Annotated in this window: 20 protein-coding genes and 1 pseudogene; 7 read left to right on the top strand and 14 right to left on the bottom strand. The window is 72.2% G+C overall.

What is annotated here, in order from left to right:
* Positions 1-16 precede the first annotated feature (16 nt).
* A complete protein-coding gene (locus ACFYNO_RS03330; protein ID WP_388004451.1) occupies positions 17-3667 on the top strand; it encodes an SDR family NAD(P)-dependent oxidoreductase in 3651 nt (1216 codons plus the stop codon).
* Positions 3664-6525 (top strand): MATE family efflux transporter, encoded by a 2862-nt coding sequence (locus ACFYNO_RS03325; protein ID WP_388004448.1) that lies wholly within the window; start codon positions 3664-3666, stop codon positions 6523-6525. Before ACFYNO_RS03330 ends, ACFYNO_RS03325 begins: the two co-directional genes overlap by 4 nt.
* Here the strand turns inward: ACFYNO_RS03325 and ACFYNO_RS03320 are convergent.
* The gene (locus ACFYNO_RS03320) at positions 6516-7052 is read right to left on the bottom strand and encodes a VOC family protein (protein WP_388005470.1); all 537 of its coding nucleotides are present in this window, start codon (positions 7050-7052) and stop codon (positions 6516-6518) included. The genes ACFYNO_RS03325 and ACFYNO_RS03320 overlap by 10 nt on opposite strands.
* Positions 7053-7240: 188 nt before the next feature.
* Here ACFYNO_RS03320 and ACFYNO_RS03315 point away from each other — a divergent pair, with 188 nt between their 5' ends.
* A complete protein-coding gene (locus ACFYNO_RS03315) occupies positions 7241-7678 on the top strand; it encodes a hypothetical protein (protein WP_388004445.1) in 438 nt (145 codons plus the stop codon).
* A gap of 97 nt (positions 7679-7775) precedes the next feature.
* On the opposite strand, the pseudogene ACFYNO_RS03310 reads toward ACFYNO_RS03315, so the two are convergent.
* The 4 genes and pseudogenes from ACFYNO_RS03310 to ACFYNO_RS03295 all read right to left on the bottom strand — a co-directional run.
* Positions 7776-8177 (bottom strand): annotated as a pseudogene (locus ACFYNO_RS03310) (IS5/IS1182 family transposase); the annotation flags it as partial.
* 130 nt (positions 8178-8307) lie between these two features.
* The gene (locus ACFYNO_RS03305) at positions 8308-9699 is read right to left on the bottom strand and encodes an NAD(P)/FAD-dependent oxidoreductase (protein ID WP_388004442.1); all 1392 of its coding nucleotides are present in this window, start codon (positions 9697-9699) and stop codon (positions 8308-8310) included.
* Entirely contained in the window at positions 9696-9884 is a 189-nt protein-coding gene (locus tag ACFYNO_RS03300; RefSeq protein ID WP_388004439.1) for a DUF397 domain-containing protein, read from the bottom strand. Before ACFYNO_RS03300 ends, ACFYNO_RS03305 begins: the two co-directional genes overlap by 4 nt.
* A gap of 1 nt (position 9885) precedes the next feature.
* On the bottom strand, positions 9886-10728 hold the full coding sequence (locus tag ACFYNO_RS03295) for a Scr1 family TA system antitoxin-like transcriptional regulator (protein WP_388004436.1): 843 nt from the start codon (positions 10726-10728) through the stop codon (positions 9886-9888).
* 130 nt (positions 10729-10858) lie between these two features.
* Between ACFYNO_RS03295 and ACFYNO_RS03290 the strand changes: the two genes are divergently transcribed.
* Positions 10859-11104, top strand: a complete 246-nt coding sequence (locus ACFYNO_RS03290) for a hypothetical protein (protein ID WP_388004433.1) — start codon at positions 10859-10861, stop codon at positions 11102-11104.
* Positions 11105-11221: 117 nt separating this feature from the next.
* Here ACFYNO_RS03290 and ACFYNO_RS03285 read toward each other — a convergent pair whose 3' ends face one another.
* Positions 11222-11755 (bottom strand): hypothetical protein, encoded by a 534-nt coding sequence (locus tag ACFYNO_RS03285; protein ID WP_388004430.1) that lies wholly within the window; start codon positions 11753-11755, stop codon positions 11222-11224.
* Between the two features lie 29 nt (positions 11756-11784).
* Positions 11785-12825 carry a sigma-70 family RNA polymerase sigma factor gene (locus ACFYNO_RS03280; protein WP_388004428.1) on the bottom strand — a complete coding sequence of 347 codons (1041 nt, stop codon included), beginning with the start codon at positions 12823-12825 and terminating at the stop codon, positions 11785-11787.
* 74 nt (positions 12826-12899) lie between these two features.
* Here ACFYNO_RS03280 and ACFYNO_RS03275 point away from each other — a divergent pair, with 74 nt between their 5' ends.
* The 3 genes from ACFYNO_RS03275 (at position 12900) to ACFYNO_RS03265 (ending at position 14478) form a co-directional block, all read left to right on the top strand.
* Positions 12900-13265 carry a VOC family protein gene (locus ACFYNO_RS03275; RefSeq protein WP_388004425.1) on the top strand — a complete coding sequence of 122 codons (366 nt, stop codon included), beginning with the start codon at positions 12900-12902 and terminating at the stop codon, positions 13263-13265.
* Positions 13266-13285: 20 nt separating this feature from the next.
* Positions 13286-13894, top strand: coding sequence for a DinB family protein (locus tag ACFYNO_RS03270; protein WP_388004422.1), 609 nt, complete (start codon positions 13286-13288; stop codon positions 13892-13894).
* Between the two features lie 221 nt (positions 13895-14115).
* Positions 14116-14478: an SseB family protein gene (locus tag ACFYNO_RS03265; RefSeq protein ID WP_388004419.1), complete on the top strand. Its 363-nt coding sequence runs from the start codon at positions 14116-14118 to the stop codon at positions 14476-14478.
* Here ACFYNO_RS03265 and ACFYNO_RS03260 read toward each other — a convergent pair.
* From ACFYNO_RS03260 to ACFYNO_RS03230, 7 genes are all read right to left on the bottom strand, one after another.
* Positions 14475-15023 carry a hypothetical protein gene (locus tag ACFYNO_RS03260; protein ID WP_388004416.1) on the bottom strand — a complete coding sequence of 183 codons (549 nt, stop codon included), beginning with the start codon at positions 15021-15023 and terminating at the stop codon, positions 14475-14477. The genes ACFYNO_RS03265 and ACFYNO_RS03260 overlap by 4 nt on opposite strands.
* A gap of 97 nt (positions 15024-15120) precedes the next feature.
* On the bottom strand, positions 15121-17340 hold the full coding sequence (locus ACFYNO_RS03255) for an NADP-dependent isocitrate dehydrogenase (protein WP_388004413.1): 2220 nt from the start codon (positions 17338-17340) through the stop codon (positions 15121-15123).
* Positions 17341-17459: 119 nt separating this feature from the next.
* Complete coding sequence (locus ACFYNO_RS03250) at positions 17460-18842, bottom strand: S8 family serine peptidase (protein WP_388004410.1); 1383 nt, start codon at positions 18840-18842, stop codon at positions 17460-17462.
* A 175-nt stretch (positions 18843-19017) separates the two neighbouring features.
* Positions 19018-19338, bottom strand: a complete 321-nt coding sequence (locus ACFYNO_RS03245) for a DMT family transporter (protein WP_388004407.1) — start codon at positions 19336-19338, stop codon at positions 19018-19020.
* 5 nt (positions 19339-19343) lie between these two features.
* Positions 19344-20024 carry an HAD family hydrolase gene (locus ACFYNO_RS03240; RefSeq protein WP_388004404.1) on the bottom strand — a complete coding sequence of 227 codons (681 nt, stop codon included), beginning with the start codon at positions 20022-20024 and terminating at the stop codon, positions 19344-19346.
* An 8-nt stretch (positions 20025-20032) separates the two neighbouring features.
* Positions 20033-21127, bottom strand: a complete 1095-nt coding sequence (locus tag ACFYNO_RS03235) for an ABC transporter ATP-binding protein (RefSeq protein ID WP_388004401.1) — start codon at positions 21125-21127, stop codon at positions 20033-20035.
* A gap of 52 nt (positions 21128-21179) precedes the next feature.
* On the bottom strand, positions 21180-21989 hold the full coding sequence (locus tag ACFYNO_RS03230; protein WP_388005467.1) for an ABC transporter permease: 810 nt from the start codon (positions 21987-21989) through the stop codon (positions 21180-21182).
* Positions 21990-22004: the final 15 nt, after the last annotated feature.

Raw genomic sequence — 22004 nt, 5'->3', positions numbered from 1 at the left:
CCCGAAGGAGAAGAACGTGAGCTCGGACATCGCAATCGTCGGCATCTCGGTGGAGGTACCCGGAGCACGGGACATCCACGCGTTCTGGGACCTCGTCGCGGAGGGGCGGAACCTCACCGGCCGCTTCCCCGAGCACCGGGCCCGGAGCATCGAGGACTACCTGCGCTACGTCTTCGGCACGACCGTCCGCTCCCCCGCGGACGCCGAGATCGGCTACCGCGACGGTGCCTACCTGGACCGCCCGGAGTACTTCGACGCCGAGTTCTTCGGGATGACCCCGAGGCAGGCCGCGACCACCGAACCGCACCTGCGGCACGCCCTGCGCGCCATGTACCTGGCGCTGGAGGACGCGGGCTACCAGGCCTCCCGGCTGCGCGGCACCCGGACCGGTGTCTTCGTCGGCTTCGCCGTCAACCCGGGCTCGGCCTACCTGGAGTACCTGTCCAAGATCGACCGGTCGCTGATCCAGCCGGCGCTCACCGGCAACGTGCCCACCATGATGGCCAACCGCCTCTCGCACCTGCTGGACCTGCGCGGTCCCAGCATGGTGGTGGACAGCGCCTGCTCCGCCTCGCTCGTCGCCGTCCACCAGGCCAAGAACGCCCTGCTGCTGGGCGACTGCGACACCGCCGTGGTCGCCGGGGCGCGCATCGTCAGCGCGCCGATCGACCATCCGGACACCCGGATCGGCATCGAGTCCTCCGACGGCCGCACCCGCACCCTGGACGAGCGCGCCGACGGCACCGGCTACGGCGAGGGCTCGGGCGCCGTCGTCCTCAAGCGCCTCGATCGCGCGCTCGCCGACGGCGACCGGGTGTACGCCGTCATCAAGGGCAGCGCCGTCAACCACGACGGCGTCGCCGGCGGGGTGACGACGCCCGACTCCGCCTCGCAGGCGGATCTCCTCAACACCGCCTGGGCGAACGCCGGGGTCGACCCGCGCAGCATCGGCTACATCGAACTGCACGGCACCGCGACCACGTTGGGGGATCCCATCGAGATCGAGGGCCTGCGGCAGGCGTTCGCGCCGCACACCGGCGACCACCGGTTCTGCGCGGTGGGCACGGTCAAGGCCAACATCGGGCACCTCTTCGAGGGTTCCGGCGTCATGGGCCTCATCAAGGCGGCGCTGGTCCTGCGCAACCGCCGGCTGCCGCCGCTGGCCGGCTTCGAACGGCCCAACCCCCGGATCGACTTCGAGAACTCGCCGATCCGCGTCCCCACCAGCACCGAGCCGTGGAGCAGCGAGCACGGTCCGCTCCGGTGCGGCGTCAGCGCGTTCGGGCTCGGCGGCACCAACTGCCACGTGGTGCTGGAGGAGTACGCCGCGCCGGTCCCGCCGCCCGGCGCCACCGGCGAACCCGCGCCCGCGGCCCAGCTGTTCACGCTCAGCGCGCACAGCGAGGAGTCGCTGCGGCTGCTGGCCCGCGCCTACGCGGACTGGTTCGAGCGCGGCCTGTTCGACGCGGTCACCCTCGCGGAGCTCTGCGCCGCCGTCCAGCACTCCCGGGCCGCCCACCGCCACCGGGTCGCCTTCACCGTCTCCGACCTCGGCGAGCTGCGCTCCCGGCTCGAGGCGCTGGCCGCGAACCGGCTCGTGGAGGCCGCACCGTTCCACTCCAGCCACCCGGACTGGGCGTTCTGGGCCCCCGACCCCGCCGGCGCGGCCGATCCGGGCACCGCCGCCCGGGCCGCCGCCTGGGCCGCCGGGGCCGACCTCGAACCCGACCCCCGCCAGGCCGCCGGTTCGCCGCCGCGGCCGGTCGACCTGCCGCCCTACCAGTTCGACGAACGCCGCGCCTGGATCGACTTCCCCGAGGACTGGCGGGAGTCCCTGGCGCTCGGCACCCCCGGGTCCGAGGGCCCGGCCACCCACCAGATCCTCTTCCGGCCCGCGGACGGACCCGCCCCCGCGGCCGACCCCGAGGCCCGGGTGCTCGCCCTGGTCGACGGCTCGACCGGGGCCGAAGCGCTGCTCCGCGAAGCCGGACTGACGGACAGTCAGATCATCCATGCGCCCGACGGGCCGGATGCCGAGGCGTTCTACGAGGACCTGGCCGTCCGGGCCGTGGACGAAGGCGTCACCCACCTCGTCCACGCCCTCGGCTTCGAGGCCGAACCGGCCCGGGACCTGGCCACCCTCGACGCCCGCCTGGAGAAGAACCTCCACGGCCTGTTCCGGCTCGCCAAGGCCCTGATCGCCGAAGGCGCCCAGCTCCACCTGGCCGTCCTCACCCGAACCGCCCTGGCCTCCCGCCGCGCGGAACCCGGCGTCGTGGCCGAGAACTCCACGCTGGCGGGCATGGCCAAGAGCGTGAGCCGCGAATACCCCTACCTCACCGTCTCCGTCGTCGACACCGACGAGGCCACGCCCGCCCGCACCGTCCTCGACGAGATCCTCGGCGCGGAGACCTCCGTCGTCGCCCTGCGCGAGGGCACCCGGCTGCGCGAGACCTTCGCCGAACTGCCGGAGACCGAGATCGCCGACCGCGGCGACTACCTCAAGCCCGGCGGCACCTACCTGGTCACCGGCGGCACCGCCGGACTGGGCCTCGCCCTGTGCCGTGAGTTCGCGGCCCGCCAACCCGGCATCAACCTCGTGCTGCTCAGCCGCTCCGGCGATCCCGGCAGCGGCCCGGACCAGGACGCGGGCGGCGACGGCGACCCGGCCCGGGCGCGGCTGCGGGCCGCCCTGCGGGAGCTGCGCGAGCTGGGAGCGGAGGTCCTGGTCCTCGCCGCCGACGCCGGCGACCCCGAGGCACTGGGGGCGGCCGTCGCCGCCGTCCGGGAGCGCTTCGGCCGCATCGACGGCATCGTCCACGCGGCCGGCCTCCCCGGCGGGGAGGTCATCACGCAGCGCTCCCGGGCGGACTTCGACGCGGTGATCCGCCCCAAGATCCACGGCGCGTTCGTCCTCGACCTGCTGACCCGCGACGACCGGCCCGACTTCATCGTCCACTTCTCCTCCGTGGCGGCCGTGTTCCCCGCCATCGGGCAGGCCGACTACGCCTCCGCCAACCAGTTCCTGGACACCCTGGCGGAGTCCGAGACCGACCCCGACTGCCACGTCATCACCTTCGACTGGGTCTCCTGGAAGGAGATCGGCATGGCGGTCCGCAGCCGTGCCAACGTCGACACCACCTTCAAGGCGCTGCCCACCGCGCTCGGCCTCGCGATCGCGGACACCGGACTGCGCTCGGACCGGGCCCGGGTGTTCGGCGGCGAACTGCACTACGAGGGCGACTACGCCGACGCCCTGCCCGGCTACCACATCGCACTCGACCCGCAGATCGCCGCCAAGCTCGAGGAGGCCTCGCGCCGCCGCGCCTCGCACCGCGAACGGACGGCCGGACAGGTGCGCAGGGAGATCGAGGAGTTGCCGGTCGAGCTCACCGGCCGCCTGGACGGCCGGTACACCGAGACCGAGATGGCGATCGGCCGCTGCTGGGCCCATGTCTTCGGATTCACCAGCATCGACGTCGATGCCGACCTCTTCGACCTCGGCATCGACTCGATCACCGGGATGTCGCTGGTGGCCACCGTCGCCTCGGTCCTGGGCATCGAGATGCAGAGCAGCGACCTCCTCGTGGACCGCACGGTCGCCGCCCAGGCCAAGATCGCCGATGAGCGCCGCCGCGCCGCCGGGACCGACGGTCAGCCCGGATGAGCGAGGCGACCCGTACCGGACCGCCCGGGGACACCGCGTCCCCGGGCGCCGCCGGCGCCGGCGCGATGGCGGCCGGGCACCCCGACCGGGGCCGTGCCGACCTCACCCGCGGCCCCGTCCTGCGTTCCGTGCTCGGCTTCGCCGTGCCCCTCACCCTGGCCAACCTCCTCCAGCAGACCTACCTGCTCGCCGACGGTGCCGTCCTGGGCCACTGGGTCGGCGTCGACGCCCTCGCCGCCGCCGGCGTCGTCCAACCGCTCTACCTCCTCGCGGACGGCGTCTTCCTCGGCCTGACCGGCGGCTTCGCGATCCGCCTCGCGCGCTTCACCGGTGAACGCTCCCGGCACGGCCCCGCCACCGTGGCCGCTGCCCTGGCCCTCGCCACCGCGGTGTGGGCGGCCCTGTGCCTGCTGGCCGCCCGCACGGCCGGCGCCGCCGTGCTGCGGCTGACCGGAGCCCGCGGCGAGGTGCTGCACGACGCCCGGCTGCTGCTGTCGACGTTCAGCTACGGCTTCCCGTCCGTCTTCGCGGTCTCCGCCGTCTTCGCCCTGCTGCGCGGACTCGGCGACTCCCGCGCCCAGATGCGGCTCATGATCGGCAGCAGCCTCGCCAACACCCTGCTGGCCTGGCTGTACGTCGCGGTGCTCCACCTGGGCGTCGCCGGTGCGGCCCTCGCCACGGTGACCGCCGCCACCGGCACCGCCGTCGCCGGACTCGCAGTGCTGTACCGCAGACGCGACCTCGCGCCGCGCCGCTCCCTCGGCCGTTCGGGCGTGTGCGCGGAAGCGGCCGCCGGCCTGCGGCTCGGCCTGCCCGGAGCCGCTCAGTACCTGCTCATCGCCCTCGGCATCGTGGCGCTGATCCGGATCGTCGCCCCGCTCGGTGCCTCCTTGCTCGCCGCGGTCACCGTCGTCGGCCGCCTGGAGTTCCTCGCCGCCACCGCGTTCCTCGACCTGTCCGGTGCGCTCACCGTCTTCGTCGCCCAGAACCTCGGAGCCGGCCGGCCCGACCGGGGCCGGGACGCGGTCCGCCGGACGCTGCCCTTCACCCTCGCGGCGGCACTCGCCGTCAGCCTCGCCGTGATCCTGCTGCGCCCGGCCCTCGCCGCGGCCGCCACCACCGATCCGGTCACCCGGCACCTGGTGGAGGTCTACATCCTCGTCACCTACCCGTGCTTCGCCCTCTACGCCGTCATGGCCGTGGTCCACGGCGCGCTCAACGGCATCGGCCGCACCGTCGTGCCACTGGTGTGCACGATCGTGTCGTTCGTCGCCGTCCGGCTGCCGCTGTCGTACCTGCTGCGGGTGCGGCACGGGGCCGACGGCGTGATGTGGGCCGTCGACCTCGGCTGGGTCGTCGGCGCGCTGTACACCGCGATCGCCGTGCGCCGCCACCTGCGCCGCAGGCCGGCCGGGCCGCCCGCGCTGCCCGGGATCGCCTGGAAACGGGTGCTTCCACCGCTGCTCTGCGCCTGCGCCGTCCTGCTGGCGACCGCCGGCCGCTACGGCTACTTCCGCGACGAGCTGTACTGGCTCGCCGCCAGCCGCCACCTCGCTCCCGGGTACGACGACCAGCCGCCCCTGGTGCCGCTGATCGTCCGGGCCGAGACCTGGATCGGCGGCGACTCGGTGCAGGTGGTGCGCATCGCGCCGATGCTCTTCGCGGTCGCCATCGCGCTGGTCTCGGTCCTGTGCGCCAGGGAGCTCGCGGGGACGGACGAGGCCCGCTCGCACCGCGCCCAGCAGATCGCCGCGATCGCCGTCTCGACCTCTGTGCTCGTGCTCGTCGAGGGACACCTGTTCACCACCGCCACCACCGGCGTCTTCTTCTGGGCGGTGGCGATCTGGCTGCTGCTGCGGCTGCTGCGCACCGGCGACCGCCGCCTGTGGTACGGCTTCGGCGCCACGCTGGGCCTCGGCATGCTCAACAACGACACCATCGTGATCCTGGCGCTGTCCCTGCTGGTCGCCGCCCCGCTCACCGGCAACGCCCGGCTGCTGCGCGACCGCGCCGTCTGGCTGTCGGTGCTGCTGGCGCTCGCCATCGCCGCGCCGGCCCTGCTCTGGCAGGCGGCGCACGGCTGGCCGCAGTTCACGATGGCCGGCCACCTGTCCACCTGGCCCAAGCGGTTCGTGGCCCTCCCCATGCAGGTGGAGGCGGCCACCCTGCTCAGCTGGGTGTGGGTGATGGGCTGGCGGCTCACCTGGAAGGACACCCGCTACCGGATGCTGGCCCTCGCCTACGCGGTGAGCCTGGTGATCGTGGTCGCCGCCGGCGGCAACTTCTACTACCCGATGGGCTGGTACCCGCTCCTGCTCGGAGCCGGGGCGGTCTGGCTGGCCGACCGCTGGTCGGGCGGGCGGCGGTGGTTCGCCGCGCTCACCGCGGCCAGCGCCGTGGTCACCCTCGCCGTGGGGCCGCCGATCCTGCCGGTGTCCGTCTACCAGCACCTCACCGCGGTCAACCCGTTCAACGCCGACTCCATCGGCTGGCCCCAACTCGCCCGGGAGGTGGCGGTGCTGGAGCAGCGCAATCCCGGCGCCACGCTGCTCGCCGTCAACTACGGCGAGGCCGGGGCGCTGGCCCACTACGGTCCGGCCCTCGGCCTGCCCGCCGTCTACGCGGACCAGAACGGGTACAGCCGATTCGGCCGGCCCACCGGCGTGTCCGGCACCACCATCGCCATCGGCTACGGCCCGCAGGCCCTGGAGCCGTACTGGCGCAGTTGCGTCGTCGCCGGGCACATCGACAACGGACAGGGCATCGCCAACATCGAGCAGGGACTGCCGATCCTGGTGTGCACGGGGCAGGAGTACAGCTGGGAGCGACTGTGGCCGCTGCTCAAGCACTACGACTGAGACGCGCGGCCGGGCTGCCCGTCCCCGGACTTGTGCGTGGCCCGGGCCCGCCGCCATGATCGGGCCGGCGGCCGGGTTGTCGGCCGGCGGTTCACGGGGTGGTTCTGGTGCGTCGCGGGCGAGCGCAAGTGCCGCCCGCGCGCAGGCCGTGGGCGCCCTCGCCGTAGGAGCGGCGCTTCTACTTCTGCCGGGGCAGGTCGGCGAAGACCCGCCAGCCGGCATCGAGCTTCATCGGGGCGGCCCGAGTGCGACCACCTCGCGCTCGGCGGCGTCGAGGTCGGCCACCCCGACGTCGAGGGGAACTGCTGCGGGTGGGCCGGGTCCGGCCACTGCGGCGGGTGGAACTCCTCGACCCGCTGGAAGGCCAGCATCAGCCCGTCCGGCGTGTGCAGGGTGGCCCACCCCTCGTCCAGCGGCCAGCGCGGATCGGGCCGGTCCAACTCCCCGCCGAGCAAGGCGGCATAGAAGCGGGCCGGCACCGCCGGGTAGTGACAGTCCAGGACCACGCACGGAAGGGTGCCGATCATCGGCGCCTCCTCGCGAACGACGGCTTCCAACCTGATGATGACCCAGCCGACCAGCGCGACCGGGGTCATCCGGTCCCATATCGCCGCCCCGACGGTTACCAGGGACGAGTGCTGAGTGATGCTCGCATTAGCGGGGCGTTATCGGTCTCCTGTTCCGTTCGAGGTGCACACGCACGACAGACATATGTATGAAGGAGCAGGACATCAACAAGCACCTCAGGCGGACGCTCATCGCCACCGCCGGCCTGGCCCTGGCCCTGGGCGTCGCGACCCCGGCCAACGCCACCGAGTTCGAAGGCCAGGTTTCCTCCAAGGACGTCGCCGGCTGCCACGTGGACCTGGTGGTCAAGGACTACGACAGCACCCAGACGTACTACGCCCAAGGGGTGTTCTACGCCGACAGCAGCGTCAACAACGGTGACGTCTGCCACATGTGGCTCGAGCGCCGGACCCTCAGCGGCGGCTACCAGTGGACCCAGGTGAGCGGCATGCACTACCTGCACGACTCCAGCGGGGACTCGACCTACTGGTACTGGGACGGCCCCGGATACCGGGTGGAGGCCTGCGCGGCGAAGTTCCGAGCAAGCGGCGCGTTCGTCGGCCAAGCCTGCACCAGCGAATACTGATCCACTCCACTGCCCCGGAGTGCCGAGCACTCCGGGGCGGTTTCGTTCCCGGTGCACGCCGTAGAAGTGCGATTGTTCGCCTGCGGGGATCGGGTGTGTAGAGGTCGGCGTCGTGGCCCACGGGCCGGCCGCCCTGGGAGCCCTTCTTCCTCCGGTTCGCGGCCTGGTCCTACTTCTCCGGGATGACCGCCTTGCTTCCGCGGGATGAGTAGGCTTTGTCCCCGGCGACCGCGTCCGGCCGGATGCGGGGGCGGCCGACGGGCCCCCGGACCCGGATCTTCCCCGGCACCGGGATGAGCTGCGGGCTGTCGGCTGCCTGTCCGGCGGTCAGGACGAAGGCCAGCGGGCGGCACTTGCGGTCGGCGGCGAGGTGGACCTTGCTGGTCAGCCCGCCCCGCGAGCGGCCCAGCAGAGCGGCCTTCAGTCGGAGCTTTCGGCGGCACCGGACGCGTCGTCGCTCCTCCCGTTCGGGGCCGGCTTCGGCGGCATGCCTGGTTTTTGATCACGACTCGATACGCGCCCTGGTGGCGCGCAGACGCGGCGGCCCGTTGCGCTCGGGCCGCCGCGTGCGGCCGGGGCGACTCACGTAGCATGCCGCCCCGTGGTGGTGGGACTGACGGGGCATCAGATCAGTTCGGGTTGAGGGTCTTCTCCCAGAGCTCGCGGGTCGGCCCCGGGGGCGGGCCGGTGAACTCGGGGTTGGCGCGCAGCCAGGCGGTGACGCGGGACTGGATCTCCGGGGTCGCGTAGGCCTGGACGGGCGTGCGGACCATCTGCGCGACCTGGGCGCGGGCGCGGGCGACGGTGAGGTCGTCGGCGGAGCAGGGGCCGAGGGCGGCGCGGTTGAGGGCGTCCGGGGGCGGGGGCGCGGGTGGCAATCCCTTGAGGGAGGCCTGGAGTTCGGCCCGGCGGTCGCGGTCGATCGTGGTCTGGACGTCGAACCAGGGGCGGAGGGTGTCGAGTCGCCAGCGGTGGTAGTCGGTGGCGAGGGTGGGGGAGGTCGGGTCCTGGTGGGCCAGCCAGTCGGCCGAGAGGAGGGCGAGGGAGATGCCCTGGCCGAGGGTGGGGTTGGTGTGGATCGCCGAGTCGCCGATGCTCAGGAGGCCGGTGACGGTGGGGCCCTTGTCGTCGTGGAGGGCGGTCCAGCGGTTGTCGAGGCCGGCCATGGCGTGCACGTCGGTGACGGGTTGGTGGGGTTGCGCGAGCCAGGCGGCGCCGCCGGGGAAGAGGCGGGCGGCGCGGTCGTAGGTGGCGGGGTCGCGCAGGGCGGTGCGGGTGGGGTCGTTGACGGCGACGGTGAAGGCGAGGGCGAAGTAGTCGTTGTCGGCGGGGAAGATGCCGAAGGCGGTGTAGGGGGTGAGGCAGCCGGCTCGGGGCGGGTCGGGGGTGGTGGCGTCGGTGCTGCGGTACCAGCGGCAGAAGTAGGCGATGCCGGTGCGGGTGACGTCGGTGACCGCCGGGCGGGCGCCGATGGCGTCGAGCCAGCGGTGGATGGGGGAGCGGCGGCCGGCGGCGTCGAGGACGAGATCGGCGCGGAAATCGCCGGTGGGAGTGTGGACGCCCATGACGTGGGGTGCGGGGCCGGGGAAGTAGAGGAGGCCGGTGGCTGTGGTGCCAGGGCGGTGGGTGATGGAGGGCTCGGCCTGGACGGCGCGGGTGAGGGCTGATTCGAGGAGGATGCGGCGGGCGCGGAGGGTGACGAGGTCTTCGTCGCCGGGGTGGTCGGAGGGGCCGAAGGCGGCGAGGTCGGGGTGCTCGGTGGCGCCGAGGCCGAGGAGGGTGGCGTAGACGTCGGGGGCGGCGGCGCGGAGGACCGTGCGGATGGGGGCGCGGAGGAGGTGGGGTTGGAGCGCTTGGGGAGTGGCGGGGCGGTGCCAGTGGAGGAAGTCGGCGTCGAGGTCGGGGGAGAGGGGGCGGGCCTCGCGTTCGAGGAGGGTGATGCGGTGGCCTTGGCGGGCGAGGAACAGAGCGGCGGCGAGACCGGTGATCCCGCCGCCGATGATTGCTATGTGCGAGGTCAAGAGAGGGAGTTGTCCTTGAGAGAGGAGAGGAAGGCGGCGAAGGAGGGGGTGGGGAAGAGGAGGGCGGGACCGTGGGGGTCCTTGGAGTCGCGGAGGGGGAGGGTGGTGGTGAAGTGGGATGCGATCTCCACGCAGGCGCCCTGGCCGCTGCTGTAGGAACTCTTGCGCCATTGAGTCGCTGTCAAGTCACTCTGCATAGCTCTCAAATTCCTCTCGAAGCTTGCGGATCGCTGCGAGGGAGGCTGTCCGGGACAGCGCTTCCACCTGCAGGCGATCGTACTTGCTGCTCAGCGACTCGACAGCTTCCTGATCAGCTTCGAGGTATCCCCGCTGTTCGGTCTCGGTGTATGCCACCGTCGTTCGATCTGGAAGGGTCAGAAGGATCGCTGGGTGGATGAACGGCCTGTCGGCTCCCAGGGCAATCGGCGCTACTTGGATGATGATGTTGGGCAGCTGAGCGAGCGTTTCCAGATGCCGAAGCTGTCGAGCCATCGCTGCGGGGCCGCCGATGGGGCGTCGGAGAGCTGCCTCGTCGATGACGGCGTGAATCAGCGGCGGTCGCTCACCTGTGAGTAGCCGTTGGCGGGTGAGAACCATGGTGACGCGTTCCTCGGCTTGTTCGGGAGTCGCCTCACCGCGTCGAATGTTGCCGCTTTGGAGGGCACGCGCGTACTCCTCCGTCTGGAGCAGTCCGGGGATCAGGTCGATCTCGAACACGCGGATGAGCTTGGCTACAGCCTCCTTCGCCACGAACTCCGGGAATCCTTCGATCAGAGCCGAGTTGAACTGGTGCCACCAAATCATCACCAGGGCCCCGTGGGCGTTGAGCACCTTGTCCGCCAGGGTGGCGAACTCCAGGGTCGCGTTCTTCTTCGCGTGTTCGATATTGCTGATCAGGGAGGCCGAATAGTTCATCAGTTTGGCCAGCTGAGCCTGGGTCAAGTTGGCGGCCTCGCGGAACCGGCGCAGCTGAACTGCGAAGCTGTGCCTGGGAGATAGCGACGGATCGACGCTCTTCTTGTTCACCACGCGGCCCCCAAAATTACCCGGGCAAGAGTCAAGATCCCTGGCTTCCAACCATAGCGTCCGATGGCGTATCCATATCCCCAGAGTCACAAACTCGTCGCGCTGAGCGACCTCACCGCCCCGGAGCCTCGCTATGCCCACCCCCCTCTCCCGCCACCTCTCCGACGCCCGCGCCTACACCGCCGACGTCCTCGAAGACCTCCTCGCCCTCCTCGCCCTCGCCAACGTCCAACTCCCCAGCGTCGGGGTCGACTGGCGTTCCGGCCAAGCCACCGGCGTCTACCTCATCGACCTCGGCGCCGCCCGCCCCGACGTCATCGACAAGCTCCTCCCCGTCCTCCGCGCCGGCCTCAAGTCCCTCGCGCAGCAGCAGGGGTGACCAGCCCCGTGAGCAAGATGACCATCCGCGTCTACCGCATCACCCCCGCCGGCAAGCGCATCCCCCTCGCCCGCAAGCGCCGCGTCACCGTGGACCCCGACTTCTACGTCCTCCCCATCACCGGCGAATGGCCCGTCTGCCGCTGTCCCAGGCACCGCCCGCCCGACGCGTAGCCAACTCGAACGCCCCCATCCCCGCCACGACCACCCCGAACGTCACGCCCAACGCGGGCAGCGCCGCCGCCGTCCAGTGCAGCTGGCTCGGAAACAGCACATGCCCCGGCCGCCCGAAGTCGACCAGCACGACTTCCCGCGCCCCCACCGAAACCCCCGACGGCCCCGTCGCCGGGTCGTCCACACTCGCCCGCACCGGCCGCCCGTCCCGCCCCGCCACCTCCACCGTGAAGCCGTTCGGACTCTCCCTGCTCGCCGTCTTCGCGTAGTCCACCCCCACCACCACCGCATCCGCCCGCGCCGCCCCGTGGAAGTGCACCCACGCCTCCGCATACGCGGCGCCGTACCAGCCACCCAGTGTCATCGCCGCCGCGCCCACCACCAGCTGCACCCAAGGCCGCGCCTCGCCCGCAGGCGACCGCCCCGACCCCGAACCCACCCGCACATCGAGCCATGCCGGCTCCGCTTCCACGCTCACGGGCGGCACAGTACTCCGCACTCAAACGATCACTTCACCGAGGTCGGCAGCCCGAACCGCTCGAACTGCTCCGCCCCCAGGAACGACACGATCTCGCAGATCCGGTCCTCCCGGAGCGTGAGCACGGTCACCGAGAACCCCGTGTGAAGCTCCTCAGGCCCCGCCCCCACCCAACACGCCACCGCCGCCTGCCCGTTGACCGCCACGGCCCGCGTCCGCCAGCTCGGGCAGCGGGTCAGCGGCACCTCCACCGCGAAGTCCATCACCGCCGCCAGCCCCCGGTACCAGCTCGCCAGCGGCGGCATCGACCAGGTCACGTCCGCCGTGAGCAGCGCCACCAGCGCCTCCGCATCCCCCCGCTCCAGCGCCGACGAGTACGCGGCCACGACCTCCCGCATCCGCGCGTCCCCGATCTTGCGCAGCGTCTGCTGCTGGCTGCGCGCCGGCACCTTCTCCGCCAGCACCCGCCTTGCCCGGGCCAGCGCCGAGTTCACCGAGGTCGTCGAGGTGTCCATGATCCCCGCGATCTCCGCCGCCGAGAACCCCAGCACGTCGAACAGCAACAGCGCCGCCCGCTGGTTCCCCGGCAGGTGCTGCAGCGCCGCCACGAACGCCAGCTCCACCGCCTCCCGCTGCTCGTACCGCGCCGCCGGACCCCCGCCCGTCGGCAGCTCCGCGTCCGGGTACGGCCCCAGCCACGCCACCTCGCCGAGCGGCGCCGCGTCCAGCACCGCCCGGTCGCTGGACGGCCCGAGGTCCACCGGCATCGCCCGCCGCCCCCGCGCCTGCGCCGCGTCCAGGCAGGTCCGGGTCGCCACCGTGTACAGCCAGGAGCGCAGCGACCCCCGCCCCTGGAAGCGCTCGAACCCGCGCCACGCCCGCAGCAGCGCCTCCTGCAGCGCATCGTCCGCATCGTGCACCGAGCCGAGCATCCGGTAGCAGTGCGCGTGCAGCTCGCGCCGCAGCGGTGCGACGAGCCGGGTGAACGCGGCACCGTCCCCGCCGCGCGCCCGTGCAAGATCGGCCGCCTCCGGCGACTCGAACGGATCTTCGGAGGAAATCTCGCTCACAAGCGACGATTCTGCCCCACCCCCGGAGTCCCACCTTGCGACCGCACATCCGACACGTCCGCAAGGAGCCTCCCGTGCAGGAAGACAGCACCTTCCCCCACACCGTCGCCTGGTTCGACGTCTCCACCCCCGACGCCCCGCGCGCCCGCCGCTTCTACCAGGAGATGTTCGGCTGGCCGGTCAACGTCCTGGACGACACCTACTCGCTGGTCGGCGACGCGGACGGCCGCCCCACCGGCGGCATCGGCCAGGCCGGTCCCGGCAGCCCCTACACCGGCATCGCCGTCTACTTCCGGGTCGCCGACGTGGAGACCGCGCTCGCCCGCGCCGAGGAACTGGGCGGCGCCCGCCGCCTGGAGCCGCGCGCACTGCCCGGGATGGGCCGGATGGCCGTCTTCACCGACCCGGACGGCAACGTCGTCGGCCTGCTGAGCGACTGAGGAGAGAGGAGAGAAGAGCCATGAGCAACGAGGACACCTTCAAGCAGGAGCTGCGCGGACACCTCCAGGAGGCCCGCGACGTGCTGGTCTGGAAGCTCGACGGCCTGACGGAGGCCGAGATCCGCCGCCCGCTGACCCCGACCGGCACCAACCTGCTGGGCCTGGTCAAGCACCTGGCCGGGGTCGAACTGCTCTACCTGGGCTTCGTGTTTGGGCGGCACTACCAGGAGCCGGTGCCGTGGTTCCGGCCCGACCTGGGCCCGGACGCCTTCGCCCCCGACACCGACAAGTGGGCCACCGCCGAGGAGTCCCGGGAGTTCGTCACCGGCGTCTACCGCGACGCCTGGCGGCACGCCGATGCCACCCTGGCGGCGCTGCCGCTGGACACCGTCGGCTTCGTCCCGTGGTGGCCCCGGGAATACGGGCCCGCCACGCTGCACCGGGTCGCGGTGCACCTGATCGCCGAGACCTCGCGGCACGCGGGGCACGCCGACATCGTGCGCGAGCTGATCGACGGCTCGGCCGGCTACCAGCAGGACCGCCGCCAGCTGCCCAGCGAGGAGCCGGGCTGGTGGCAGGCGCACCGGGCGAAGCTCGCGGCCGAGGCCGCGGCGGCCGCGGGCGGCTGATCCCGCAGGCCGGCGGGCGGCGGCGACGGCCTGTCGCCGCCCGCCGGCCTGCGCACCGGCGAGGCCGTTCCCGGTCCTTTGTCGACTCCTCGTCAGATCGTCCGTCCACCACCGGCATTGGCCGGCACCGCCCCGCGGCCCCTGGCGGTCGTCTTCCGGCCACGACCGTTACGCTGGCCGGAAAGGAGCGAATCCGCCCAGCATGACCGATCTTCTGTGGGGTGCCGGTGTTCAGGGAACGGCTGAGTGCGCGCCTGGTGGCGCTGCACGACGGAACGATCAACACTCCCGAGGTGGTCGAACAGATCCGGGACAGCCTGGTGCTGCTGCCCACCACCGGCGGTGAACCGCTCGCCGCCGAGCTGGACGGCGTCGAGTGGGTCTACGCCTTCTCCGGCGAGACCGCGCTGGGCCTGTTCGCCAAGGCGCGCGGGCTGGGGCCCGCGGTGCCGTACCTGGCGGTCACCGGCGAGCAGCTGCTGGGGGTGGCGGACTCGGCCGGGCTGGCACTGGACGTGGCCGGGCCGGCGCCGCTGCTGCTGCCGCCGGGCTGGGGCGGGACCTGCCCGGGATCGGCCGGCTAGGTCCCAGGGTGGTCGGCGCGGCCGGCGATGCGGACGGCCCAGCGGTAGAAGTCGGCCTGGTCGACTTCCGCCACCCGTAGCTCCTCCGGGACCCAGCTGCTCGTCGCTGCCTCGAAGAGGTCGGCGAGGCCGAGGTGGACCCAGTCCCAGACCACCAGGTTGTACTGCCACACCATCGACCCGACCCGGTCGCGGATCTCCTGGACCGCCGCCCCGTCGAGTCCGGCACGGCGCAGCAGGGCGTCGGTGAGCTCCTGCTCCTGCTCGCTGAACTCGGTGTCCAGGTAGGGCTCCAGCAGCGCGGCCCAGACGTCGGGGCGGGTGCGCAGCGGGATGCCGTGGTCGGCGCAGAACCGCTTCACCGCCTCCCGGTCGACGGCGGAGACGAAGACGATGTCACCGGCCGTGGTGCGGAGCTCGGGCGGGATGGCGCCCGGATCGAACTCGCGGATCGCGGCGGGCGGGAGCACGTCGCCGGGCAGCGCGAGGAAGCCCGAGGGAGGGACGCGGAAGTGATCACCGGTGAGCTCGCCAAAGGGGTCCACGCACTCCATGGTGCCGGTCCCGCACCGGATGCGCGAGGGCCCCGGCCCCGCGCATCGCAGCGCGGGAACCGGGGCCCTCGGTGAACCCGGGGAAGCGTCAGGCCAGAGTGGCCAGCGCCTCGTTCAGGGTCTTCGACGGGCGCATCACGGCCGCGGCCTTGGCCGGGACCGGCTGGTAGTAGCCGCCCAGGTCCACCGGCGAGCCCTGAACCGTGATCAGCTCGTCGACGATGACCTGCTCCTGCTCGCTGAGGGTCTTCGCCAGCGGGGCGAAGGCCTCGGCGAGGGCGCTGTCGCCGGTCTGCTTGGCCAGCTCCTGGGCCCAGTACAGGGCCAGGTAGAAGTGGCTGCCGCGGTTGTCGATCTGGCCGACCCGGCGGGCCGGGGACTTGTCGTTCTCCAGGAAGGTGCCGGTGGCCCGGTCCAGGGTGTCGGCCAGCACCTGGGCGCGGGCGTTGCCGGTGGTGGTGGCCAGGTGCTCGAAGCTGGCGGCCAGCGCGAAGAACTCGCCCAGGCTGTCCCAGCGCAGGTAGTTCTCCTTGACCAGCTGCTGCACGTGCTTCGGGGCGGAGCCGCCGGCGCCGGTCTCGAAGAGGCCGCCGCCGTTGATCAGCGGGACCACCGAGAGCATCTTGGCGCTGGTGCCCAGCTCCAGGATCGGGAACAGGTCGGTCAGGTAGTCGCGCAGCACGTTGCCGGTCACCGAGATGGTGTTCTCGCCGCGGCGGATGCGCTCCAGCGAGTAGGCGGTGGCCTGCTCGGGGGCCATGATCTCGATGGTCAGGCCCTCGGTGTCGTGCTCCGGGAGGTAGGCCTTGACCTTCTCGATCAGGTTGGCGTCGTGGGCGCGCTCGGCGTCCAGCCAGAAGACGGCCGGGTCGCCGGTGGCGCGGGCGCGGTTGACGGCCAGCTTGACCCAGTCGCGGATCGGCACGTCCTTGGTCTGGCACATCCGGAAGACGTCGCCGGGGGCGACCGGCTGCTCCAGGACCACGGCGCCGGAGGCGTCGGTGACCTTGACGGTGCCCTCGGTGGCGATCTCGAAGGTCTTGTCGTGGCTGCCGTACTCCTCGGCGGCCTGGGCCATCAGGCCGACGTTCGGCACCGAGCCCATGGTGGCCGGGTCGAAGGCGCCGTGCGCGCGGCAGTCGTCGATGACGGTCTGGTAGACGCCCGCGTAGCTGCTGTCCGGGATGACGGCCAGGGTGTCGGCCTCGTTGCCGTCCGGGCCCCACATGTGGCCGGAGGTGCGGATCATGGCCGGCATCGAGGCGTCGACGATGACGTCGGACGGCACGTGCAGGTTGGTGATGCCGCGGTCGGAGTCGACCATGGCCAGGGCCGGGCCCTCGGCCAGCTCGGCGTCGAAGGAGGCCTTGATGGCCGCTCCCTCGGGCAGCGCGTCCAGGCCGGCCAGGATGCCGCCCAGGCCGTTGTTCGGGTTGAGGCCGGCCGCGTCGAGCACCGCGCCGTACTGGGCGAAGGTGTTCGGGAAGAAGGCGCGGACCACGTGGCCGAAGAAGATCGGGTCGGAGACCTTCATCATGGTGGCCTTGAGGTGCACCGAGAAGAGCACGCCCTCGGCCTTGGCCCGGGCCACCTGGGCGGCCAGGAAGGTGTTGAGCGCGGCGGCCCGCATCACGGCGGCGTCGACGACCTCGCCGGCCAGCACCGGAACGGACTCGCGCAGCACGGTGGTGGTGCCGTCGGCGGCGACCAGCTCGATCTTCAGGCTGCCGTCCTCGGCGATCACCGCGGACTTCTCGGTCGAGCGGTAGTCGTCGGCGCCCATGGTGGCGACGTTGGTCTTGGAATCGGCGGTCCAGGCGCCCATCCGGTGCGGGTGGGTCTGGGCGTACTTCTTGACCGAGAGCGGGGCGCGCCGGTCGGAGTTGCCCTCGCGCAGCACCGGGTTGACCGCGCTGCCCTTGACCTTGTCGTACCGGGCGCGGACATCGCGGTCCTGCTCGGTCTTCGGGTCGTCCGGGTACTCCGGCAGGGCGTAGCCCTGGGCCTGGAGCTCGGCGATCGCGGCCTTCAGCTGCGGCACCGAGGCCGAGATGTTGGGCAGCTTGATGATGTTCGCACCCGGCGTCTTGGCCAGCTCGCCCAGCTCGGCGAGCGCGTCGGCGATCCGCTGGTCCTCGGTGAGGAACTCGGGGAAGTGCGCGATGATGCGCCCCGCCAGCGAGATGTCGCGGGTCTCCACCTTGACGCCGGCCGTGGAGGCATAAGCCTGGACCACCGGCAGGAACGAGTACGTCGCCAGGGCAGGGGCCTCGTCAGTGTGCGTGTAAATGATGGTCGAGTCAGTCACCGGTACTCCGCCTTCACGTCTACAACGTCTTGACATCAAGATATCGCACGGCGAAGGGGTGCCCGCCGTGGCGGGCACCCCATTTCCTACCGGTGTCGAACGGGGGACTGAACGGGCGACTAGCCGAGCGCGGCCAGCGCCGGGACGAACTTGGCGACGTCGACCGTGCCGACGCCGGTCGCCATGTCGTAGCCCGGGGTGACCGGCCAGCCGGTGACGCCGTCGTAGCCGTTGCTGCCGCCGACCACGTCGACCAGGCCGGTGCCGGGGGCGCCGGCCTGCTGCAGGGCGCTGAGGCCGTAGAGGGCGTAGTTCAGGTTGCCCAGCCGGTGGCCGGCCGCCTGGTCGGCGAGCGCGACCACGCCGGAGAAGATCGGGCTGGCCACGCTGGTGCCGCCCCACAGCTCCCAGCCGTTGTCGTCCGGGCCGTAGCTGTTGTAGGTCCAGACGCCGGTCAGCGGGTCGCCCAGCATGCTGATGTCCGGCACGCCGCGGGTGTTGCCGACCGTGCTGCGGACGCCGAACTGGTAGGCCGGGCGCTGGAAGACCGCGGACTTGCCGCCGCCGGTGGCGCCGTGGTCGTTGGGCGCCGGGTCGTCCCAGACGGTGTCGGGGGAGAGCCGGTTGCCGTTGGCGTCCAGGTGCACCGACGTGCCGCCGACGCCGGTGACCAGCGGGTCGGAGGGCGGCCAGGAGGTCACCGGGTACGGGAAGTCGGTGGACCCGTCGTTCTCCACGTCGGTGGCGCCGTTGTCGCCGGAGGAGGCCAGCACGGTCACGCCGTGCGCCTGGGCGTCCTTGAAGGCGAAGCGCAGGTTGAGCAGGCTGGAGTAGTCGCCCTGGTCGAAGCCGGCGAAGTCGTTCTCGGTGGAGCCGAAGCTCTGCGAGATCACGTCGCCGACGCCCTGCTTGATCAGCGAGTCCTCGGCGCTCATCATCTCCGGGAAGCCGGTGACGCCGGTGGTCTCCGAGACGCCGGTCTCGACCAGCACGATCTTGGCGCCGGGGGCCATGGCGTGCGCCATGTCGACGTCGATCGTGGTCTCCTCGGCCCAGCCGGTCATGTCCGAGTTGGTGGGGTCGAAGGCCGGCACGTTGCCCCACTTGACCACCTGCACGCCGGTGCTGGGGATGCCGTAGTGCTGGCTGTAGACGTCCAGGTCGTGCTGGATGGTCGGCGAGCCGTAGGAGTCGACGATCACGATGGTGCGCCCGGCGCCGGTGATCCCCCGGTCGAAGAGCGGCTTCTCGTCGTACGCCTGCTCGAGCTGGGTCGGGCCGTAGCAGGAGCGCTTCAACAGGGTCTGGCAGTCGGCCACGGTGTAGGGCGTGGGGAACGGGCCGGCCAGTCGGTGCTGGAAGGAGGCCGGTACCGGGGTCGGCAGCCGGTGCCCCGACGCCAGTGCGGCCCCGGCGGGTGCCGCCCCGGTGAGGACGGTGCCGCCGAGCAGCGCGGCGGCGGCGAACGAGGACATGGCGAGGTGACGACTGGAACGTCGCATGGGTGTCCCTGAGGGGTGGTAGGTCCCGTCAACGACGGCTGTGACCTATGAGACACCGTCAGCTCGTGTGATTCATCCGGTTGTCGTATTCATGACGCTATGGGTTGAAGTCTTGACAGCCGAACATTCGGTCGCCCCGCACCGAGGCTCCAGCGGCGGTGCGGGGCGACCGGTCTCAGTGCGAGGCGCGCAGGTTGAGCAGGACCACGCCGAGGATGATGAAGGCGATGCCCGCGAGCTGCGGCTTCCCCAGGTGCTCGCCGAAGGCGGCGACGCCTATCGCGGCCACGGCGGCGGTGCCGGCGCCGGACCAGACGGCGTAGGCGACCGAGACCGGGATCTTCTTCAGCGCCTGGCCGAGCAGGGCGAAGGAGAGTACGTAGCCGATGCCCACACCGATGCTGGGCCACAGCCTGCTGAAGCCCTCGGTGAGCTTGAGGCAGCTGGTGGCGCAGACTTCGCTGGCGATGGCGAGCACGAGGAGGAGGTAGGGCATGACCGTCATTCTGCGGGCCGGGCGGTGAGCCCGGCGAGCAGGGGCAGGTCGGCCTCGGTGAGGCTGGCGAGCAGGGTGATGCCGGGAGCCGAGGGCATCGCCACGTCCGAGGAGGGCACGGCCAGCACCGCGCAGCCGGCCGCGTGAGCCGAGGCGACGCCGGTCGGGGTGTCCTCCACCGCCACGCAGGCGGCCGGGTCCAGGCCGAGCCGGGCCGCGGCGGCCAGGTAGGGGGCCGGGTCCGGCTTGGTGCGCTCGGTGTCCTCGGCGGCCAGGGTGACGGCGAACCAGTCCCGGCCCAGGTGGGTCAGGACCAGGTCGACCACCTGCCGCGGCGAGGCGGAGACCAGGGCGGTCGGCACCGCGGCGGCCCGCAGCTCCGCCAGCAGCGCCAGCGCGCCGGGGCGGGGCACCACCCGGGCGGCGACCCTGTGGGTGAAGGCGGCGTTCAGCCGCTCGGCCAGCACGGCCGCGCCGGTCGGGACCGGGCAGACGGCGGCCAGGTGGGCCGCGGTGTGCTCGACCGCGCGGCCGAGCACCTCCGGGACGTCCGCCTCGCCGAGGGCGTACCCGAGCTCGGCCGCGATCTCGCTGGTCGCCTCCCACCACAGGTGCTCGGTGTCGACCAGGGTGCCGTCCATGTCGAAGAGGACGGCGGCGGGCTTGGGTGAGCAGGAAGGGGTCATGCGCGGGATCACAGCCCGGCGCCGACGCGGCGGTCCACCAGGACCGGGCGGTCGGGCAGGGTCAGCGTGGCACCGCTGCCGACCGGCAGCCGGGCCGCCTGGTCGGTGGGCAGGTCGGCCTTGATCTCGGTGCCGTCCGCCAGCTTCACGGTCAGCCGGGTGACCGCGCCGAGGAAGCTCGCGCCGATGACCACGGCGTCGCCGCCGGCCAGCAGGCCGACGTTCTCCGGGCGGACCAGCACGACCAGCTCGCCGTCGGCCGGGACCGTGCCGTCCACCGCGTGGCGGCGGCCCAGCACCTCCACGCCCTCGCCGGAGCGCTGCGCCGGGATCCGGCTCATCGTGCCGACGAACTCCGCGACGAAGGCGGTGGTCGGGCGCGCGTAGAGCTCGTTCGGGGTGGCGCACTGCTCCAGCCTGCCGGCCCGCAGCACCGCGACCCGGTCGGCCATCGACAGCGCCTCCTCCTGGTCGTGGGTGACGAACAGGGTGGTGATCCCCAGCTCCTGCTGGAGCTTGCGGATCTCCTCGCGCAGGTTGAGGCGGACCTTGGCGTCCAGCGCGGAGAGCGGCTCGTCGAGCAGCAGCACCCGCGGCTGCAGGGCGAGGGCGCGGGCCAGCGCGATGCGCTGCTGCTGGCCGCCGGACATCTGGTGCGGGTAGTGGGCGGCGCGCTGCGGCAGGCCGACCAGCTCCAGCAGCTCCTGGGCCTTGCGGCGCCGGGCCGCCTTGTCCAGGCCGCGCATCTTCAGGCCGAAGGAGACGTTGTCCAGCGCGGTCAGGTGCGGGAAGAGGCTGTAGGACTGGAACACCATGCCGGCGTCGCGCTTGTGCGCGGGGGTCCGGGTGACGTCCTTCCCGTCGACCAGCACCTCGCCCGAGTCGTGGGTCTCGAAGCCGGCCAGGATCCGCAGCGCGGTGGTCTTGCCGCAGCCGGAGGGGCCGAGCAGGGCCAGCAGCTCGCCCGGGTGGACGGTGAGGTCCAGCCCGTCGAGCGCCACGGTGGAGCCGAAGGCCCGGCGCAGCGAGCGGAACTCGACGGTGGCGCTGCCCGGGTGCAGCGGCACGCCGGTGGGCGGGATGGGTGCGGGCGAGGTGGTCATGGCGGTGAACTCCTGGAAAGTGCGTGTGGTGTGGGGCGGGGGCGGCGGTCCGTCAGGACCGGGCGCCCTTTCTGCCGCGGCCGAGCAGGGAGATCAGCAGCAGCACGACCCAGACGATCATCAGGCTGAGCATCGAGACCGCGACGGACATCTGCCCGTCGGTCTTTCCGTAGCTGTTGATCCACACCGTGAAGGGCTGGAAGCCGAGGATCGAGGCGGTGGTGAACTCGCCGAGCACCAGCGCGACGATCAGCACGGCTGAATTCAGCAGCGCGTTGCGCAGGTTGGGCAGCACCACGGTGAAGACCGCGCGGGTGGTGCTCGCGCCGCAGCTGCGGGCCGCCTCGACCAGGGTGACGACGTCCACGCTGCGCAGGCCGCCGTCCAGCGCCCGGTAGGCGAAGGGCAGGGCCATCAGCACGTAGGCGACCAGCAGGACGAGCGGGAACTTCGGGTCCTGGACGGCCACGAAGGTCTGGAAGAACGGCGTGGTGGAGAAGTAGTCCGGGCCCCAGCGCAGCACGCCGACGATGCCGGTGGTCAGCGCGACCACCGGGACGACCAGCGGCAGCGAGCAGATCACCTCGATCACCGGGCGCAGCCGGGGCGAGCCCAGCCGGGCCGCCAGCATGGCCGGCACCAGCAGGACCAGCAGCAGGACCACGGTGGCGGCGGCCAGCTCCAGGCTGAGGTAGAGCGCGTCGAGGAAGCCGGGCGCCGAGACCAGTTTGGTGTAGGCGTCGAAGCTGACGCCGTCCTTGTGGTCGTCGATGCTGAACCAGACCGAGGCGCCCAGCGGCACCAGGAAGTACACGCCGCAGATCAGCAGCACCGCGCCGCGGCCGAGCCGCAGCCGGCCCAGGAACGACGAGGAGGA

It is taken from the genome of Kitasatospora sp. NPDC006697, from assembly GCF_042869935.1.
GTDB lineage: Bacteria > Actinomycetota > Actinomycetes > Streptomycetales > Streptomycetaceae > Kitasatospora.
Note: the sequence above shows the minus strand (reverse complement) of the source record. Positions and strands in the feature narration are given on the sequence as shown.